Source organism: Stenotrophomonas sp. YIM B13575, from assembly GCF_042787595.1.
Lineage (GTDB): Bacteria > Pseudomonadota > Gammaproteobacteria > Xanthomonadales > Xanthomonadaceae > Stenotrophomonas > Stenotrophomonas lactitubi_B.
The window spans coordinates 1-18,058 of the sequence record NZ_JBHZOP010000095.1 but is presented as its reverse complement, the minus strand read 5'-3'; the positions used below and the strand labels follow the sequence as shown (position 1 = coordinate 18,058).

The window sequence follows — 18,058 nt, the reverse complement described above, 5'->3', positions numbered from 1 at the left end:
TGCGCGCAGGCATGCCAGCTGCGGCCACTGCGTGAAGAAACCGACAGCAGCCATCCACGCCTCGGTCACCGCGCTGGGCAGACGCTGGACACCCATCTGTTGAAGGAACTGTCCATGACCACGCTCACCCTTCCCGAACTGGCCAAGAAGATGGCCGGCATCGATTTCACCATGCTGCAGACCCACGCCGGCGGCCAGATCGCTGGCCGCCCGATGAGCAACAACGGCGATGTGGACTACGACGGCGACAGCTGGTTCTTCACCATGGAAAACACCGACATGGTGCGCGAGATCAGCGCCGACCCGAACGTGGCGCTGGGCCTGACCGGCAACAAGTCGCTGCTGGGCAAGCCGCCGCTGTTCGTGCACGTGCAGGGCAGGGCAGCGTTGATCCGCGATCGCGCCACGATGGCCCAGCATTGGGTGAAGGACCTGGAGCGGTGGTTCGAACAGGGCGTGAATACGCCGGGTCTGGTGCTGATCCACGTACACGCCAGCCGCATCCATTACTGGGATGGCGAGGACGAAGGCGAGATCGTGGTCTGATCGCGGGGGCCGCACAGGGCCCCTGCACATTGCTGCCCCAGCTCAGGAGTGTGCAGGCGCGCCGGACCACGCGGCCAGTTCCGGTGCCAGCGCATGTTCCACTGCGCGGCGCAGCAGTGCCGGGGCCACGTAATGGCGATGCGCGCTGTCGATCATGGCCATGTAGACGCGGCCAAACGCATTGAGCGTCTGCACGCGCGAGCCCAGGCTGATCTCCACCTGGCCGTCCTCGCGGAACTGCACGCGCACGCTGCTGCGGAAGCGAAGATGGCGGTCGTCTGCGCCGAGCAACACTTCGGCACACCGGTCTTCCGCATCGACCTGCGCATCCAGCACCGGGAAACGCCCGCCGAAGACGCGGCTGCGGTCGGTGGACAGCAATGACGACACCGGGCAACCCAGCGGCGAGGTGCGCAGACGCAGCGGCGCGACCAGACGATTGCGCAGGGCCATCAAGCGGCCGACGCCCGCTGGCGGATTGCGCAGGAAACCATCCAGTACGTCGGCGAGGAGGGCGGAGGCGGAGCGGTGACTGATCTGCCCGCCGTGCAGCGCCAGCACGGTCGTGTCGTTGTAGTGACTGTGCGGCAGTGCGCTGGCGAGCATCCCCTGCGTGGGCGCCGCGCTGCTGCAGACCGGGTACGCCGGCGTTGCCCGTTCCACGAATCCGCGCAGTGGCTCCAGGCTGAAGCGGCGTAGCGGCCCGAGCAACGTGCGTGTCTGCACGCACAGGCGCGCGCGCAGGCTGGGTGCTGCTGCCTGCAGTGACAGCTGCAGCAACGGCGTGGCCGCCAGTGTGGTTGCGGTAGGCCAGTGCGCAGCAGGCAGCACCTCGGTCAGGCTGGGAATGTCTGCGGCGTTGGCCTGTGCTTGTACGCGTGCCTGCTCGCTCATGGCCCCGGCCAGCTCATTGCTGTGGCAGGAAAGCGCGAACAGGGCAGGGTGAGCAGGACTGTTCGAGGCGAACTGGTGCCAGGCGCCGCCGCCGAAGCGCACGGTGAACAGGCAATCGGGCGGGATGCGGACACGACGCAGTGACCGCAGGAAATGCGCGGGATCGTCCGCCAGCTGCCGATCGGATGCGCTGGCAAACCGCAGTTCGGCACCTGCACTGCCGGCGATGGCGGTGAACATGCGCGGCCCGGCATGGCGATGGAAGGGATGGCCGCCGGCACCCACCACGAAGCTGTACAGCGATGACGCATCGCCGTGCTGCAGGTGCATGCCGCCCAGCCGCGCCGAGGGCTCGTCCAGCGCATCGATGAAGGCCGGGTGGTGGCGCTGGCGCTGGCTGGCATCGCTCACCAGCGCATCGCCGGCACCGATGCCGAGCTGCGCGATCAGGGTGACTTCCACCGGGCCACCGCCATCCTGTGCCGGAAGCTGGATACTCGGGAACGAACGGCTGGTGCGGGTCGAACCGGGCATCGCAGTGCTCCTCAGCGGGCGGGTGTCTTGCGGCGTGCGCGCGCTTCGCGCTTCAGCGGCCCGCCGACTGGACAGACTTCGGCGGCCCAGGAAAACAGCGTGTTGGCCAAGCGGTCGGGCACCTGCCGGAAGTACACGAACTGGCCGCGCTTCTCGCGTTCGATCAGGCCGGCGTCTTCCAGGATGCGCAGGTGGCTGGACAGTGCCGGCTTGCTGAAATCGAAGCGCTCGGCCAGCTCGCCCGCGCTGAGCTCGCCGGCGCTGAGGTAGGCCAGGATCTGCCGGCGTGCGGTGGAGGCCAAGGCTTCGAAGATGCGGTCCATGGGGCCAGTTAACTAATTCGTTAACTGATGTTCTCCCTGGGGCTGGGTGATGTCAAGCGCGGGCGTGCCCGTTGCGTTCTGCCACCCGGCTTTGCCATCCTCCCCGCTGTTTTCCGTTCCCTGGAGTTCCGATGCGCCCTGCGCCCTGGCTGATGGCTGGCCTGCTGCTGCCGATCGTGGTGATGGCCCAGCCCGCGCGTGCGCCGAAAACACCCGCGCAGGATCCCTTCAGCGAACTGTTCGACACCGCCTGCATGCAGCACATCGGTGCACCGGCGCGCCTGCAGTCGCTGATGGAGGCCAACGGCCTGACGCCGTTGCAGCCGGCCGAGGCCGCTACGCTGCTGCAGGGCCAGCCGGGCATGGCGTGGATGGTGCCGTTGGCCAGTGGCCGCTATGCGGTCAGCTGGGCCGACGATGGCACCTGCACCGTGTATGCCGAGAAGGCCGACCCGGCGGTGGTGCAGAAGGGCTTCGCACGGCTGATGCAGGCTGCACCGAAGCCACTGCAGATCCGCTCGCTGCCCTCGCGCGGTCCATTGTCCGGCGACCAGGTGGCGATCCAGTACGGCTGGGCAACGCCGGGCGAAAGCAAGCTGCGCGTGCGCTTCCGGCTGGTCACCCGGCAGGCCGCCGAGGCGGGAGTGCAGGCAATGGCCTCGGCCACGCCAGGCGAGGCGATGCGCGAACAGGCCGCGCCGCCGGCATCCGCACCCGCCCGGTAACGGCGCCGGAGCGGAAGCGATTCAGCCAACAGCCTGCGGATGTGATATATCGTTTATCGATAAATACACCCCGGGGCGGCAGGGCCGCTCCACATCGGAGGCTGCTTGACCGCTCGTCCTGCCCGCGCCCTTCCTGCGCGCGGCTTGTTCACCCTGGCCCAGACCGCCGTGCAGGCGGTGCGCGCGATGTGCTGGCTGGGCATCCTGGCCGCGCTGCTGGCAGTCCCGCTGGTGGCCTACGACCGCAGCTGGCTGCTGGACAGCGTGCACGATGCGCAGGCGGCGGCCATGCACGGTTCGCATCTGTTCCTGCATTTCTGCGTAGGCCTGGCCGCCATCGTCGCGCTGTTGGTGCTGTGCCTGGTGTTCCTGCGCCACCTGGCGCGGCTGCTGCGGTCTGCGGCCAACGAACGCCCCTTCACCCATGCCAACGCCGTACGCCTGCAACGCATGGCCTGGCTGATGCTGGCGATGGAGGTGCTGTCGATCGTGATCGGTCTGTACGCCAGCTGGATGGGACCGGACTTCGCCTGGATGGAGGTGGGCGGCGGCATGTCGATCACCGGCCTGGTCGCGGTGCTGATGCTGTTCGTGCTGGCGCGGGTGTTCACCGTCGGCGCAGCGATGCGCGACGATCTGGACGGTGTGATCTGATGGCGATCGTCATCACTCTGGACCGCATGCTGCAGCAACGTGGCATGACCCTGTCCGAGCTGGCCGGGCGCATCGACATCACCCTGGCCAACCTGTCGATCCTGAAGACCGGCAAGGCGCGTGCGATCCGCTTTTCCACGCTCGATGCAATCTGCCGCGAACTGCAATGCAGCCCCGGCGACCTGCTCGGGCATGACCCGACGCAGGCGCAGGATGCGGATTGACCTTCGCCTCGCCGCACACCTGCACCGCACCACTTTCCCCTTACTGACGAAACGGACCTGAAATGGAATGGTTGGCTGACCCCTCGATATGGATGGGCCTTGCAACCCTGGTCGTGCTGGAGATCGTTCTCGGCATCGACAACCTGGTGTTCATCGCGATCCTGGCCGACAAGCTGCCGCCGCACCAGCGCGACCGCGCGCGGGTGATCGGCCTGGCACTGGCGCTGCTGATGCGGCTGGTGCTGCTGGCCGCGCTGGCCTGGATCATGAAACTGACCGAACCGCTGCTCACGCTGTTCGAGCACAGTTTCTCCGGCCGCGATCTGATTCTGCTCGGCGGCGGCCTGTTCCTGCTGTTCAAGGGCACCATGGAACTGCACGAGCGGCTGGAAGGCCGCGAGCATCACGAAGATGGCAAGAAGGTCTATGCCAGCTTCGCAATGGTGGTGGCGCAGATCGTGGTGCTCGATGCGGTGTTCTCGCTGGACTCGGTGATCACCGCCGTCGGCATGGTCGACAACCTCGGCGTGATGTACGCGGCGGTGACCATCGCGATGGCGCTGATGCTGCTGGCCAGCAAGCCGCTGACCCGCTTCGTCAACAAGCATCCGACCGTGGTGGTGCTGTGCCTGGGCTTCCTGCTGATGATCGGTTTCAGCCTGGTGGCCGAGGGCCTGGGCTACAGGATTCCGAAGGGGTACCTGTACGCGGCCATCGCGTTCTCGATCCTGGTGGAGGCGTTCAACCAGTGGATACGTTTCAACCGCGAGCGCAACGAGCAGCGCCAGCCGTTCCGACAGCGTACCGCCGACGCCGTGCTGCGCCTGCTGGGCGCGCGCCAGGCCAATGGCCACGATGAGGAAGAAGCCGACGAGCGCGGCAGTACCGAAGAACGCCTGCAGCCGGCCGAGCACGAGATGATCCGCAGCGTGCTGGGCCTGGCTGACCGCCCGGTGTCCAGCGTGATGACCGTGCGTGCCGACGTGCAGTGGATCGACATGGCGCGTGGTCACGATGATGTGGTCGCCCGCCTGGTGGCGTCGCCGCATACGCGGATGCTGGTGGGCGAAGGGGACCTGGACAGCCTGCGTGGCGTGGTGCAGAGCCGCGACCTGCTGGCCGACCTGCTGCAGGGCAAGCCGTTGCAGCTGGAAGGCAACCTGCGCGAGCCGCAGTACGTGCTGTCCAGCGCCAGTGCCTTGCAGGCCCTGGAGCTGATCCGCCAGCACCCGGTGCCGCTGGCGGTGGCGGTGGACGAGTACGGCAGCGTGGAAGGCCTGGTGACCGCCAATGACCTGCTGGCGGCCATCGCCGGTGACCTCGCCGACACCCAGGATGAGCGCTATGGCGTGGTCGCGCAGGGCGAGGACTGCTGGGACGCCGACGGCGCGCTGACCCTGGACGACCTGCAGCGGCTGGCCGGCGTGTCGCTGCCGCGCAGTCCGGACTACATGACCATCTCCGGGCTGGTGCTGGAACAGCTGGGGCGCCTGCCCGACATCGACGACACGCTGGAGGTGGCCGGTATCCGCATCACCGTGCTGGCGATGGAGAAGCGCCGCATCACACGATTGCGGGTGGAGCGCTTGCCGGAGGCGTGACGACGGTAGAGCCGAGCCCGTGCTCGGCTCTATCCATTGCCATCTTCTGCCGTCACCATGGCGGGCCTGTTTGCCGTTCTGGATTGTCGTAGTGCTGAGTACGATTGGTTTTCTGATGGGCCTGTATGTGGCCTGGCGCCTGTTCTGGCCGTTGCGCCTGCCTGTCTGGTTGAAGGTGGTGCTGTCCGCGCTGCTGGTCGGCATTGCCGTGCAGCTGCGCATCGTCGCCAGCTTCTGGGGCACGATGGCCTCGCCGGAAATTCCGAAGATGGCCATCGCCACGCTGGCCACCGGCTCCACCGCGGTGCTGCTGCTGGCCCTGGCGCTGCTGGTGCTGGACGCCAGCCTGTTGGCTGCGCGCCTGCTGCGCGCATCGCGCGCCCTCTCTGCACTGCGCAGCAGGGCGCTGCGCCCGTCTGCCGCGGTGCTGGCGCTGCTGCTCAGCGCTTTCGGTGTCAGCCAGGGCATGGCCGTACCCAAGCCGCGCCAGATCGAGGTGGCCATCGCCGGCCTGCCGCAGGCCTTCGATGGCTACCGCGTGCTGCAGCTCACCGATATCCATGCCAGCCGCCTGCTCACCGGCGACTGGGTGCGCCAGGTCGTGGCGGAAAGCAATGCACTGCAACCTGACCTGGTGGTGATCACCGGCGACCTGATCGACGGCACGGTGCAGGCGCGCCGCAACGATTACACCCCACTGGCTGACCTGCGTGCGCCGGACGGTGTGATCGCCATCACCGGCAACCACGAGTACTACGCGCAGTACAGCGAATGGATGCAGGCGTTCCGCGCGCTGCACATGCAGGTGCTGGAAAACAGCCACACCCAGGTGCGCCGTGGCGATGCCGCGCTGACCATCGCCGGAGTAACCGACCCGGTGGCCTCGCGCTATGGCCTGCCACTGCCTGACCTCGAGGCCGCGCTGGCCGGTACCGATCCTGCCGCGCCGGTGATCCTGCTCGACCATCGGCCGCGCAATGCACGCGAAGCGGCTGCACGCGGGGTGAAGCTGCAGCTTTCCGGGCACACCCATGGTGGCCAGATCATCGGCATGAACCAGCTGGTGAAGCGCGCCAACGGCGGCTTCGTTTCCGGCCGCTACACGGTGGATGGCATGACGCTGTACGTGAGCAACGGCGCCGGCCTGTGGGCGGGATTCCCGGCCCGCATCGGCGTGCCGTCGGAGATCACGTTGATCACCCTGCGCCGGGCGCGGTGACAGAGTGGGGTCGGATCCCTTTGCGAATAGCAAAGGGCTCCGACCCCGTTTGCCAGGGAGGGCGAGCATCCACGCATGGCGTGGATCTACTGCTTCGTCACTGCCGCCATGACACCCTTTGGCCATGAAGGAAAGCACGCAATGACGGCGGGGCGGCAGCGCTCGATGTGGGTGGCCGGCCTCTCCACGGTAGTGGAGTGGTACGACTTCACCCTGTACCTGTACTTCGCCACGGTGCTGTCGCGGGTGTTCTTTGGCGGCGGGCAGGAGGCGATGCTGGTCGCCCTGGCCGGCTTCGCGGTGTCCTACCTGATGCGTCCGCTCGGTGCGCTGTGCTTCGGCCACCTGGGCGACCGGCTCGGCCGGCGCTGGATGCTGCTGGCCTCGATGGCGCTGATGGCGGCGGCCATGCTGGCCACCGCGTTGCTGCCGACGGCAGCGACCGCCGGCGCGACGGCTGGCGTGCTGCTGTTGATCCTGCGCTGCGTGATGGCATTCTCGGTGGGCGGCGAATACACCGGCGTGGTCGCCTATCTGCTGGAAAGCGCGCCGGCGCGACGACGCGGCCTGGTCACTTCGTTGGCCTCGGCGGCCAGTGAAGTGGGCGCGCTGCTGGCGGTGGCGATCTCCGCGCTCACCGTGGCGCTGTTGCCTGCGCCGCAGCTGGACAGCTGGGGCTGGCGGATCCCGTTCTTCTTCGGCGCGGCGCTGGCACTGGTGATCCTGATCGCGCGTTCGGGCATGCACGAATCGCCGGAGTTCGAACGGCAGCGGTGCGAGGGCAGCATTCCGGCCACGCCGCTGCGGCATGTCCTGCGCAACCACCCGGGTGCGGTGGCGCGCACGTTTGCGATTTCCGCGCTGGGGTCGATCACCTACTACGTGGGCATCACCTATGTGCCGGCGTTCCTGCACGCGCAGGGACATGACGAAGGCGATGCGCTGTGGCTGTCGACCATTGCAGCGGTGGCGGTGATCGCGATCACCCCGCTGTGCGGCGCGTTGTCCGACCGCTTCGGGCGGCGTCCGCTGTTGCTGGGGCTGACGGTGCTGGCGGCGCTGCTGCCGCTGTCGATGTTCGGCTGGATGGCGTCCGCCGCGCCGTTGGGCATCGTGCTCGCAGCGGTGGTGCTGGCCTGCGTGGCCGGCGGCATCAGTGCCGTGGCGGCACCGGCCACGGCAGAACAGTTCCCGGGCGAGGGCCGGGTCAGTGGACTGGCGTTGGGGGTAACCATGGCCACCGCAGTGTTCGGCGGGGCGACGCCGTGGCTGGCGCAATGGTGGGTCGAGCGCAGCGGTTGGGCGGCGGCGCCGGGGGCGATGATCGCGCTGGTGGCGGTGCTGGTGCTGCCGGTGCTGTGGACGCTGCCGGAGACCGTGCCGAAGACCCGCCCCGTGTCCCGGGGCGGGCAGTGAGCGCTTAGACCTTCAGGGTCTGCTCGATGTCGGCCAGCACTGCGGCCGCATCAACGCCAATGGCAATCGACTGCAGCACGTGGCCGTCCCACACGCTGGGGCCGAAGCCCATACCTTCCGGCTTGGGAATGGTCATGCCACGGGCGACGCCGTCGGTGGCCACGCGCACGCTGGCGCGCTCGAACTGGAACAGCTCCGGGCGGGTCAGGGCGATGCAGGCGCAGCAGTCGTGCACGACCATGCCCTTGTGGCCGGCCTGCAGGTAGAAGTCGACGTAGTCCTGCGACAGGGCGCGGACCAGTTCGGCATCGGCGCCACCGATCGCGGCCAGCTTGTCCAGACCGTCGCGGTTCATCTCCACGCGGGTGGTCACGTCCAGGCCGATGGCGGTGACCGGCCAATGGGCAGTGAAGACGATGTCAGCCGCTTCGGCGTCGCCCCAGATGTTGGCTTCGGCCGCCGGAGTGATGTTGCCGTTGACGTGGAACGCACCGCCCATCAGCACCACGCCACGCACCAGGCCGGCGATGTCCGGGGCCTGCTGCAGGGCCAGCGCCAGGTTGGTCATGCGGCCGACCGCCACCAGGGTCACTTCGCCCGGATGGGCGCGCACCAGGTCGATGATCAGCTGGTGGGCCGGGCGCGCATCAGCGGCCACATCCAGAGCGTCCGGCACCGGGTGGTTGCCCAGGCCGTTGTGACCATGGATGTGCACCGGCCAGGCTTCCGGGGTGGCTTCGGGCTGCAGCGGGCCTTCAGCGCCGCGCGCGACCGGCGCGGACAGGCCCCAGGCCTGCTTCAGGTACAGCGCATTGTGCGTGGTCGACGCCACCGAGGCATTGCCGAAGGTGGTGGTGACGCCGATCAGGTCGATCTGCGGGTGCTTGTGCAGGTACAGCAGCGCCAGCGCGTCGTCGACGCCCGGGTCGGTATCGAAAATGACTTTCAGCATGTTGTTGTTCTTCTTCTTCCGTGTGGTGCAGGGGGGCCGGCGGCCCCGAGGGCAGGCCGGCGCGCCCTACATTGTCCCATCTTCATGACAGGCAGGGCGAACTGGCGGCGGTGGTATCGTCTGCGGGCCCGAACCCGTCGCAAGGAGCTGCGCCATGCTGGCTGTGACCCTCGTCCTGATTGCCCTGGTGCTGGGGCTGAACCTGGTGGCCAGCTTCGTGGTGCTGGGGCGCGACGACCTTCCCGTCAGCAGCCGCGCCGGGCAGCTGCTGGTGGTGTGGCTGCTGCCGCTGGTCGGCGCGATCGTATGCATGGCAATGGCTACTGCCGATGGCTCACCCGCACGGGGCGATGGCAGTGGCAGTGGGTCCGCCGATTTCTCCGGCGGCTATTCCGGCGACAGCAACAGCCACCACAGCTACAGCAGCTCGGACTGCGGCAGCGGCGACAGCGGTGGCGGTGGTGACGGAGGCAGCTGCGGCGGCGGTGATTGACGCGAGGTTCCAGGTTGCCGGCCAGCGGCCGGCAACCCCATGAACTCAGCTCCCGCCTTCGGTCGGCAACGGCGCAGGCACGTTCAACAATCCCCCGCTCGCCACATACGCGGCCAAGGCCTGGCCCTGGCTGAGCAGGTGCCGTTCCATCGTGCGTTCGGCGGCCGCGGCATCGCGCTGGCGGAAGCACTCCATCAGTTCGCGGTGTTCGGCCAGCGACTGCGCGGTGCGCCCCGGTGCCAGCAGCTGGCGCCCGCGATGCATCTTCAGGATGCGGTGCAGGTCGTGGGTGATGCGGATCAGCCACGGATTGCCGGCGTAATGCTGCACCGTCTCGTGGATGAGGTAGTTGTTGCGATAGTACTCGGCGATGTTGCCGTCTGCGGCGGCCGTTTCCATCGCCGCGTGCAGTTCTTCCAGCTGCTGCACGCCGGCGTCGTCGATGTGCTTGACCGCTTCATGCGCACAGCGGCCTTCCAGCATCGCCATCACCGGGAACAGCTGGTTGAGGTCTTCCAGTGTCAGCCGGGTCACCCGCGCGCCTCGTCCGGCATCGATCTGCACGAGGCCTTCGGCGGCGAGCAGTTTCAGCGCTTCACGCAGCGGCGTGCGGCTGATACCCAGTTCCTCGCACAACGCCGGCTCGTCGATCCACTCGCCCGGGGGCAGGCGGTAGTCGTAGATCCGCTCGCGCACGTGCTCGGCCACCTCTTCGTACAGAGGGGCGCGCTTCTTCGGAGTACGCGGAGCGGGAGCAATGGCCATGCACAAAGTGTAACGCCAGGTAGTGCCGGCCAGCGACCGGCACTACCGCAGGCATTTACATCCAGCCCGGCACCACGAACACCAGCCAGGCCAGCAGCGGACCGAATGCCACCACCAGGCCGCTGTAGACAAGGAAGCGGCGGAACAGCGTTTCGCGTTCTTCCTTCGCGGCCGAGGCCACTACCAATGCGCCGTTGGTCGAGAACGGACTGACATCGACGATGGTGGAGGACACGGCCAGCGCACAGATCACGCCAGCGGCGCTGAGATGGCCCTGCATCAGGAACGGCACGGCCAGCGGAATGGTGGCACCCAGCACCGCTGCCGACGAGGCGAATGCGGAGACGATGCCCCCCACGTAGCAGACCAGCAGCGCGCCCAGCAGCGGGATGCCGATGCTGGAAACCCCGTGGCCGATGAAGTCGACGGCACCGGCATGTTCGAGTACGCCGATGTAGGTGACCACGCCGCAGATCAGCAGCACGGTGGACCAGCTGATGCCATCCACCGCACCCTTCTGGCTCTGCGGCGACAGCAGTGCCAGCACCACCGCCACGGTGATCGAGACCAGGCCGACGTTGAGGTTGTAAATCAGTGCGGCCACGCCCAGGCCGAGCAGGCCGATCAGGGTGAACAACCGCTCGCGGGTCAGGCCCACCGCATCCAGTGCCACCGGATCGTTGGACAGGGTGCCACCACCGGCCGCGACCAGCGCACCGTGACCTTCGATGGCGAACTGCCGCGACGAGGCCTGCGGACCACCGGCCATCGCCAGTTCCGCGGTGCCGACCTTGCCCGCCGCAGTGATCGAACCGCGGCGCAGCAGCGCGATGCCGCCGAAGGCGAAGAAGCAGATCGTGGCCATCATGAAGTTGAAGCCGAGACTGGTCAGGAACACCGCCATCTCGGTGACTTCCAGCCCGGCCTTCTGCACCACGCCATTGGTGATGCTGCCGTACACGCTGATCGGCGAGAAGCCACCCGCCTGCGCACCATGAATCACCAGCAGGCCCATCATCAGCGGGTTGATGTTGTACTGCTTGGCAAAGCGCAGTGCGACCGGGCCGATGATCGCCACCGCCGCCGGGCCGAGCGCACCGAAGGCGGTCAGCACCGCGGTGATCACGAACATCACCCACGGGATGGCGACGATATGGCCGCGTACCGCTTTCACCGCCCAGTGCACCAGCAGGTCGATGGTGCCGTTCTTCTGCGCGATGGCGAACAGGTAGGTGATGCCGACCAGGGTCAGGAACAGGTCGCCCGGGAAGCCGGCGAGGACCTCCTTGCCCCCCATGTCGACCCACAGCCCGCCGATGATGAAGGCCAGCGCGAAGGCGACGGCACCCATGTTGATCGGCATCGCAGTGGCGACGATGAACATGATCACCAGACCGATGATCGTTGCAATTTGTGGAGTCATGCGCCCTCCCAGACACCTGATTCGCGTACTGCACGGATGGAAGCCCGCCATCCCCGGGTATGGCCTGTTACGTACTGCGCGTTACGTACTGCTCAAACCCGTTACTGCAGCCGCTGCAGCGCGCTGCGGACCCACGCCGCCACGCCGTCCAGGCTCTGGAATTCCTCGATCGCGCGCACCTCGCAGCACGGATAGGCCGGCGCGATCATGCGTGCCAGTGCGTTGCCCGGGCCCAGCTGCAGGAACACCCGCGCGCCGCGCTCGAAGGCCTGGCGCATCACCTGTGCCCATTCGATGGTCTGTGCAAGCTGCGCAGACAGCGTGTGCACCACCGCTGCGGTGTCGCGCACCGGCCGTGCGTCGATGCCGGCCAGCAGCGGCACGCGCGGCGCGCGCAACGTGGTGGCCTGCAGCGCTGTGGCAAACGGCTCGACTGCCGCCGACAGCAGTGGCGTGTGGGCGGGCACATGCACCGGCAGCAAGCGGAGCTCCGCGCCCTGCGCGTGCGCGGCAGCGGCCAGCGCCTGCAGTGCCTGCTGCGTGCCGCCAACGATGAAATGATCTGCGCCGTTGGCGATGGCCACATACGTGCCGTGCGTGTCGCACAGCGGCTGCAGCGTCTGTCGATCCAGGCCGAGGACCGCCTGCATGCCCGCACCGGCGGGACTGGCAGCATCCATCAGGCGCGCGCGCTGGGCCGACAGTGAAAGGCAGGTGCTGGCATCGAAACTGCCAGCAATGGCGTGCGCCGCCAGTTCGCCGATGCTGTACCCGGCCAGCACGATCGGGCTCGGCAGGGCGTCGCGCAGGACATGCCATTGCGCGATGCTGGCGGCGCACAACAGCGGTTGCGCCTGTGTGTTGTCGAAGCGGTCGTCGGCGGCTGCGGCAGCGAACACGTCGCGTCCCAGCACGTCGCCCGCCGCGTCCAGTACCGCGCGTGCAGCGGCGAGGCCACGCACGCGGTCGAACATCGCCGGATGCTGCGCACCTTGTCCGGGGCAGAGCAGGGCCAGGCTCATGCGCCCTCCTGCTGCAGCAGGAACCAGGCGCAGGCCAGCAGATCGGCACTGCCACCCGGGCTCAGCCGACGCATCACGAACGCATCGCCCATGGACTGCAGGCGCATGCGCCAGTCCGGCGCGAAGGCCCCGCCCGAGGAAAGGAAGGTGGTTGCCTGTTGTTGCGCCCAACGCAGGCCCTCGGCGCCACCACGGTGCAGCAGGTTCAGATCGTCCACCTGCGCCATCAGCTGCATCAGCGTGTGGCACAGCGCGGCGTCGCGCGGCAGGCCGCTGTGCAGCGCGTGGCGCAGGGTCGGCAGGGCCAGCTCGCGCAACACCGGGTAACCAGCGGCGGCCTGCTCGCGTACGCCTCTGACCCCATGGCGTGCGCGCGCGCGTTGTCCCGGGCTGTGCGGGTCCAGTGGCGCCGCGATGAGCGCGTCGTTCCACTGCTGGACTGCCAGACACACCTGTGCGCCGGATACAGCATGGCCATGCACGCGCCTGCGCTCAGCAGCGGCGGCCACCAGTAGGCCAAGGCTGAAGATCGCGCCGCGATGGGTGTTGATACCGGCGGTGGCGGCCAGCATGGCCGTTTCGGCGGCAATGCCGTGATCGCGCAGCACCGTGAAGGGGGCACCCGCGGCACCGGCCCTGGCCACCGCAGTGAAGTAGTGGCGCAGGGCGAACAGGCTGCGCAGGAAGGTGCTGGCATCCATGTCGTCATGGCTGCCACTGTTGAACGGCGTGACCAGGCCCGGTTTCGGGGCGCAGGCCAGCTCGGTGTGCAGGCTGGCAATGGCCAGCCGTCCCAGGCGTGCGCTGTCGACCACCGTGCCGCATGCAGGCAACGGCTGCCGGGCGGCGATCATGCGGTTACCTCGCGCGTGGCGAATAGCGTATCGCGCGCTTCCAATGCGGCTCCGTCCAAGCGCTTCACCAGCACCTGGCGACTGCGGCCGGCAAGTTCGCGCCAGTTCACCGCGCCACCATCGGGCAGGCACAGCTCGCCATCGAGGCGATGCGGATAGCGCGTCTCCCATGCCAGCAACTGCGCGATCAGCGCCTCGGCCTGCGCGGCATCGGTCACCTGCCACAGCAGGTCGATGTCCGAACGCTCATGCACGTAGGGCAGGGCGGTCAGCCATTGCCAGGCGAAGGCGCCGAACACACGGGCCGGGGCCAGTGCCTGCAGGTCGTGAAGCGATTGCTGCCACGCCTGCGGAACCACGGCGTCGCCTGCCGCCAGCAGCTCACTCAATGCCGGCGGTGCGTGCATGCGAGCGACGTCGTGCAGCGGTACGCGCAACGACAGCCTCTGCTTGCCTTCGGCCGGTGGCAGTGGAACGCCCAGTCGCAGGCGCGGATCGGGATCATCCGCCGCACGACGTGCCACTACGGCAGGGAAGCCCTGCGCCAGCCATGCGGCAAGGCGCGGCTCGTGCGTGGGCAGGTCTGCGCGCCAATCGGCGTCGGCCGACAGCCAGACCAGCGTGTGCCGGGCAGGCCGCTCAGGCATTGCCCTGGCTCACGGCGGCGGCCACCTGCGCAGCCAATGTGCGGCCACCGCGTTCGGCACCCAGCGCAGCGCGATGGTCACCGTCGGCGGGTGCACGCAGTGCGTCCAGCAGGTGATGGGCCAGCTCGCCCTCCCACAGCGATTGCACCGCGCCCATCGTCACATAGTTCTCCACGCCCGGCGCGAACACTGGCGAGGTAAGGCTCAGCGCCTGCAGTTTTTCCAACGGCTGCTTGGTCACCCGTGCCATCGCGCGCAGGTCCATCACTCGCACCTGCGCATCGGGCAGGGCATGGATGTGGTCGGCCATCAACCCGAACGACAGGAAGCCACCGCTGACCGATTCGCCGTAGACCAGCGTGACCAGGCGCGCACCACGACGGCGGGCCAGGTCCAGGGTCTGTGCGAGGTGGGCGAAGTAGCCGTTGATGCCCAGCAGTTCATCGCGGCGCGCCAGGCGCTGGCCGGCGGTATCGACCAGCATCACGATCGGACGCTGCGGATGTGCAGCGGTGCTGGCCAGCACGGTGTCGGCCAGCACCAGCGCATGGTCAACGCCCACTTCGATCTTGTCGGTGGTGCCGATCACGGTCACCTCGCCGTCGTCGGTGGTCGCTGTTCCGGTCAGTACCGAGTCGTTCACCGTGATTGCGTGGCCACGCGGGAACAGCGCGTCCAGCAGCGTATTCAATGGCAGGCTCATGGCAGGCTCCGGTGCGCGGTGGCGGCAAGGAAGGCATCGGTTTCCAGCAGTGCCAGGCGTTCTGGCTCCGCAATGCCCTGGCGTGCCCAGATCTGCAGTCCATCGTTGCAGTCGCCCCATGCCGCCACGCGCGCTTTCAATGCGGCGTGGCGTGCCTGCAACGCGGCCAGCGCCGCGTCGGGGTCGGCACTGGCGGTGTCTGGCTGCAGTGCATCAAAGGCTGCCTGCGCAAACGCGCTGATCGCATCGGGCACCAGTACCTGCGCCTGGTCGATCAGGTAGCGGTGCTTGCCACCGGTCACCCGCCACACCAGTGCGCGGTCGCGCGAATCGAATTCCTCCACGCCGCGCACGGTCTCGATCACCTCCGGGCCAGACAGCGACAGCCGTCCCTCCTCGGACATGATCACTGTGCTGCAGCAGCGGGCGACGATGCCCATGCCACCGAAGGCGCCGTTGCCACTGCCGATCAGCGCCACGACCGGGACGCCAGCGGCCCGCGCACCCAGGGCGGCACGCATGATTTCGGAAATGGCGATCAGGCCGGCGTTGGCTTCGTGCAGGCGCACACCACCGGTATCGAGCAGCAGCAGCACGCCATCGGGATGGGTGGCTGCCGCACGGCGCAGCAGGCCGGTCAGCTTGGCGCCATGCACCTCGCCCACGCCGCCGCCCATGAATTCCCCCTGCTGCGCGGCCACCAGGACGCGCTTGCCGCGCAGGCGTCCTTCGCCGACGACGATGCCATCGTCGAAGGCGGCCGGTTGGTCCAGCTGCGCGAGGTGCGGACTTATGGCGCGTCGGGCAGGGCCGAGAAATTCGTGGAACGATCCTGCATCGAGCAGCCCGGCGATGCGCGCGCGGGCATCGGCTTCGTAGTAGCTGCTGCGCTGTGCGAGCGTCATGGCTGGCCTCCGGCATGCAGGGTCTCAACCGCCTGGTCCAGGCGCAGGCTGACCACCGCCGGTGTGGCGCCGGCATCGTTGATCGACACGCGTACATCGCGCAGGGGGTGACGCTGCGCGAAGTCGGCGATCACCGCCTGCCATACCGTGCCGAAGCCACGCGCGGCGGTGATGATGCGCACCGTCATCGCACCGTCCAGGTCGGCCGGTTCCAGCAGGATTTCCAGGTTGCCCGAGGCCAGTACGCCCACCAGCACGGCATCGGTGGGGAAGCGCACAGGCGTCGTGCCGTCGAATCGATAGTCGAGGGTTTCCATGGCGTGCCCCTTACCAGTTGCGGAAGCGCTTGGGCGGGTCGTACAGACCGCCGGACCAGCGCACCAGGTCTTTCACCGAACGCGCGGCAAGAAGATCGCGGCTGGCATCGCGCACGTTGATGCCGAGATCGCCCGGGCGCCGGATCACTCCACGGTCGCGCAGGTTTTCCACCATCGCGCGATCGCGGCCCCTGCCCACGGCGGTGTAGCCGGCCACGCCGCGGATCGCCTGCTCGCGCTCTTCCGGGCTGCGGCACAGCAGCAGGTTGGCGATGCCTTCCTCGGTCAGCACATGGCTGACGTCGTCGCCGTAGATCATCACCGGCGGCAGCGGCATGGCCGCGCGTTCGGCCAGTTCCCAGGCATCCAGGCGGTCGACGAAGGCCGGCGCCATGTGCTCGCGGAAGGTTTCCACCATCTGCACCACCAGCTTGCGCCCACGCGGCATTTCGCCCGGCCGCGCGGCCTGCTGGCCCGCCTTGAGCCAGGCGTCGCTGGCATGGCGGCGGCCGCGTGCATCCGAGCCCATGTTGGGCGCGCCACCAAAGCCGGCGATACGGTCGCGGGTGGCGGTGGAACTGTTGCCCTGCAGGTCGATCTGCAACGTGGAGCCGATGAACATGTCGCAGGCATACAGTCCTGCAGTCTGCGAGAACGCACGGTTGGAGCGCATCGAACCGTCGGCGCCGGTGAAGAACACATCCCCGCGCGCGGCGATGTACTTCTCCATGCCCAGTTCCGAGCCGAACGAGTGCACCGATTTGACGAAGCCCGATTCGATGGCCGGAATCAGCGCCGGGTGCGGATTGAGCGCCCAGTGCTGGCAGATCTTTCCCTTCAGCCCCAACGATTCGGCATAGGTCGGCAGCAGCAGTTCGATCGCCGCGGTATCGAAACCGATGCCGTGGTTGAGGCGGTTCACCCCGTACTCGGCGTAGATGCCCTTGATCGCCATCATCGCCATCAGCACCTGGATCTCGGAGATCTGTGCCGGGTCGCGGGTGAACAGCGGTTCGATATGGTTCGGGCGCGGCGCCTGCACCACGAAGTTGACCCAGTCGGCAGGAATGTCGACGCGGGGGAGGGTGTCGACGATCTCGTTGACCTGGGCGATGACGATGCCGCCACCGAATGCGGTGGCTTCGACGATCACCGGGGTGTCTTCGGTATTCGGGCCGGTGTAGAGATTACCGTGGCGGTCGGCGGCCTGCGCCGCGACCAGCGCCACGCGCGGGGTGAGGTCGATGAAGTAGCGGCCGAACAGTTCCAGGTAGGTGTGGATGGCACCGATCTGGATGCGTCCCTCGGCCACCAGGTTGGCCAGCCGTACCGACTGCGGCCCGGAGAAGGAGAAGTCCAGCCGGGAGGCGATGCCGCGCTCGAACACATCCAGGTGCGAGGGCAGCGACAGCACCGACTGCACCATGTGCAGGTCATGCACACGTGCCGGGTCGAGGTCGGCAAGCGTCTGGGCGAGGAAGTCGGCCTGCTTCTGGTTGTTGCCTTCCAGGCAGACCTTGTCACCCGGCTCCAGCAGCGCGTGCAGCAGCTCGGCGACATCGCCGGCCGCCACCTCGTGGCCCCTGGCCCATGGCGCGGCGCGTTCCAGCCGCGCCTGGCGGCCCCGCTCCAGCGTGTCCCAGCTCGGGTTCATCGACGGACTTCCGAATGGCGTTGAAATAATTACGCCATAATTACGGAGGGGTGTGCAACCCGCAGCGCAGCAAATCTGACGGCTTGGCGTGCCGACCAACGGTCGGCACCCACCAAATGGCACCCCCAAAAAAGAGGGGCCCGCGCGTAGGCGGGCCCATCCAGGTAGGCCACGACCGTTGGTCGTG

20 protein-coding genes are annotated in these 18,058 nt (G+C 67.9%); 8 read left to right on the top strand and 12 right to left on the bottom strand.

Annotated features, from left to right (window positions below; translation table 11 throughout):
• The first annotated feature begins 114 nt into the window (after positions 1 to 114).
• Entirely contained in the window at positions 115 to 546 is a 432-nt protein-coding gene (locus tag ACFX4F_RS15150) for a pyridoxamine 5'-phosphate oxidase family protein (RefSeq protein WP_380656671.1), read from the top strand.
• A gap of 42 nt (positions 547 to 588) precedes the next feature.
• Here the strand turns inward: ACFX4F_RS15150 and ACFX4F_RS15145 are convergent, their stop codons facing one another.
• Positions 589 to 1,974, bottom strand: a complete 1,386-nt coding sequence (locus ACFX4F_RS15145; protein WP_380656668.1) for a DUF2867 domain-containing protein — start codon at positions 1,972 to 1,974, stop codon at positions 589 to 591.
• A gap of 11 nt (positions 1,975 to 1,985) precedes the next feature.
• The gene (locus ACFX4F_RS15140; RefSeq protein ID WP_025873922.1) at positions 1,986 to 2,297 is read right to left on the bottom strand and encodes a metalloregulator ArsR/SmtB family transcription factor; all 312 of its coding nucleotides are present in this window, start codon (positions 2,295 to 2,297) and stop codon (positions 1,986 to 1,988) included.
• A 131-nt stretch (positions 2,298 to 2,428) separates the two neighbouring features.
• Between ACFX4F_RS15140 and ACFX4F_RS15135 the strand changes: the two genes are divergently transcribed.
• From ACFX4F_RS15135 to ACFX4F_RS15110, 6 genes are all read left to right on the top strand, one after another.
• The gene (locus ACFX4F_RS15135; protein ID WP_099819342.1) at positions 2,429 to 3,022 is read left to right on the top strand and encodes a hypothetical protein; all 594 of its coding nucleotides are present in this window, start codon (positions 2,429 to 2,431) and stop codon (positions 3,020 to 3,022) included.
• 186 nt (positions 3,023 to 3,208) lie between these two features.
• Complete coding sequence (locus ACFX4F_RS15130; protein ID WP_059063423.1) at positions 3,209 to 3,676, top strand: DUF2975 domain-containing protein; 468 nt, start codon at positions 3,209 to 3,211, stop codon at positions 3,674 to 3,676.
• Positions 3,676 to 3,900 (top strand): helix-turn-helix transcriptional regulator, encoded by a 225-nt coding sequence (locus ACFX4F_RS15125; protein ID WP_099819343.1) that lies wholly within the window; start codon positions 3,676 to 3,678, stop codon positions 3,898 to 3,900. The genes ACFX4F_RS15130 and ACFX4F_RS15125 overlap by 1 nt, the downstream gene beginning before the upstream one ends.
• A gap of 62 nt (positions 3,901 to 3,962) precedes the next feature.
• Positions 3,963 to 5,501 (top strand): TerC family protein, encoded by a 1,539-nt coding sequence (locus ACFX4F_RS15120; RefSeq protein ID WP_380656663.1) that lies wholly within the window; start codon positions 3,963 to 3,965, stop codon positions 5,499 to 5,501.
• Between the two features lie 82 nt (positions 5,502 to 5,583).
• Complete coding sequence (locus ACFX4F_RS15115; protein WP_380656742.1) at positions 5,584 to 6,720, top strand: metallophosphoesterase; 1,137 nt, start codon at positions 5,584 to 5,586, stop codon at positions 6,718 to 6,720.
• A 141-nt stretch (positions 6,721 to 6,861) separates the two neighbouring features.
• Positions 6,862 to 8,136 carry an MFS transporter gene (locus ACFX4F_RS15110; RefSeq protein WP_380656739.1) on the top strand — a complete coding sequence of 425 codons (1,275 nt, stop codon included), beginning with the start codon at positions 6,862 to 6,864 and terminating at the stop codon, positions 8,134 to 8,136.
• Positions 8,137 to 8,140: 4 nt separating this feature from the next.
• Here ACFX4F_RS15110 and ACFX4F_RS15105 read toward each other — a convergent pair whose 3' ends face one another.
• Complete coding sequence (locus ACFX4F_RS15105; RefSeq protein WP_380656660.1) at positions 8,141 to 9,088, bottom strand: nucleoside hydrolase; 948 nt, start codon at positions 9,086 to 9,088, stop codon at positions 8,141 to 8,143.
• Positions 9,089 to 9,242: 154 nt separating this feature from the next.
• Between ACFX4F_RS15105 and ACFX4F_RS15100 the strand changes: the two genes are divergently transcribed.
• Positions 9,243 to 9,581, top strand: a complete 339-nt coding sequence (locus tag ACFX4F_RS15100; RefSeq protein ID WP_380656657.1) for a hypothetical protein — start codon at positions 9,243 to 9,245, stop codon at positions 9,579 to 9,581.
• Positions 9,582 to 9,626: 45 nt separating this feature from the next.
• Here the strand turns inward: ACFX4F_RS15100 and ACFX4F_RS15095 are convergent, their stop codons facing one another.
• From ACFX4F_RS15095 to mdcA, 9 genes are all read right to left on the bottom strand, one after another.
• On the bottom strand, positions 9,627 to 10,346 hold the full coding sequence (locus ACFX4F_RS15095; protein WP_099819348.1) for a GntR family transcriptional regulator: 720 nt from the start codon (positions 10,344 to 10,346) through the stop codon (positions 9,627 to 9,629).
• Between the two features lie 55 nt (positions 10,347 to 10,401).
• Positions 10,402 to 11,769: an SLC13 family permease gene (locus ACFX4F_RS15090; protein ID WP_099819349.1), complete on the bottom strand. Its 1,368-nt coding sequence runs from the start codon at positions 11,767 to 11,769 to the stop codon at positions 10,402 to 10,404.
• Between the two features lie 101 nt (positions 11,770 to 11,870).
• Positions 11,871 to 12,791, bottom strand: coding sequence for a malonate decarboxylase subunit epsilon (gene mdcH / locus ACFX4F_RS15085; protein ID WP_099819350.1), 921 nt, complete (start codon positions 12,789 to 12,791; stop codon positions 11,871 to 11,873).
• Entirely contained in the window at positions 12,788 to 13,645 is an 858-nt protein-coding gene (gene mdcB, locus ACFX4F_RS15080) for a triphosphoribosyl-dephospho-CoA synthase MdcB (protein WP_380656652.1), read from the bottom strand. Before mdcB ends, mdcH begins: the two co-directional genes overlap by 4 nt.
• Positions 13,642 to 14,292: a malonate decarboxylase holo-[acyl-carrier-protein] synthase gene (gene mdcG / locus ACFX4F_RS15075; protein ID WP_380656649.1), complete on the bottom strand. Its 651-nt coding sequence runs from the start codon at positions 14,290 to 14,292 to the stop codon at positions 13,642 to 13,644. Before mdcG ends, mdcB begins: the two co-directional genes overlap by 4 nt.
• Positions 14,285 to 14,989 (bottom strand): biotin-independent malonate decarboxylase subunit gamma, encoded by a 705-nt coding sequence (gene mdcE, locus ACFX4F_RS15070; protein WP_380656736.1) that lies wholly within the window; start codon positions 14,987 to 14,989, stop codon positions 14,285 to 14,287. Before mdcE ends, mdcG begins: the two co-directional genes overlap by 8 nt.
• Positions 14,990 to 14,991: 2 nt before the next feature.
• The gene (locus tag ACFX4F_RS15065) at positions 14,992 to 15,900 is read right to left on the bottom strand and encodes a biotin-independent malonate decarboxylase subunit beta (protein WP_380656646.1); all 909 of its coding nucleotides are present in this window, start codon (positions 15,898 to 15,900) and stop codon (positions 14,992 to 14,994) included.
• Positions 15,897 to 16,217, bottom strand: a complete 321-nt coding sequence (mdcC, locus tag ACFX4F_RS15060) for a malonate decarboxylase acyl carrier protein (protein WP_099819354.1) — start codon at positions 16,215 to 16,217, stop codon at positions 15,897 to 15,899. The genes ACFX4F_RS15065 and mdcC overlap by 4 nt, the downstream gene beginning before the upstream one ends.
• Before the next feature lie 10 nt (positions 16,218 to 16,227).
• On the bottom strand, positions 16,228 to 17,871 hold the full coding sequence (gene mdcA, locus ACFX4F_RS15055) for a malonate decarboxylase subunit alpha (protein ID WP_380656642.1): 1,644 nt from the start codon (positions 17,869 to 17,871) through the stop codon (positions 16,228 to 16,230).
• Positions 17,872 to 18,058: the final 187 nt, after the last annotated feature.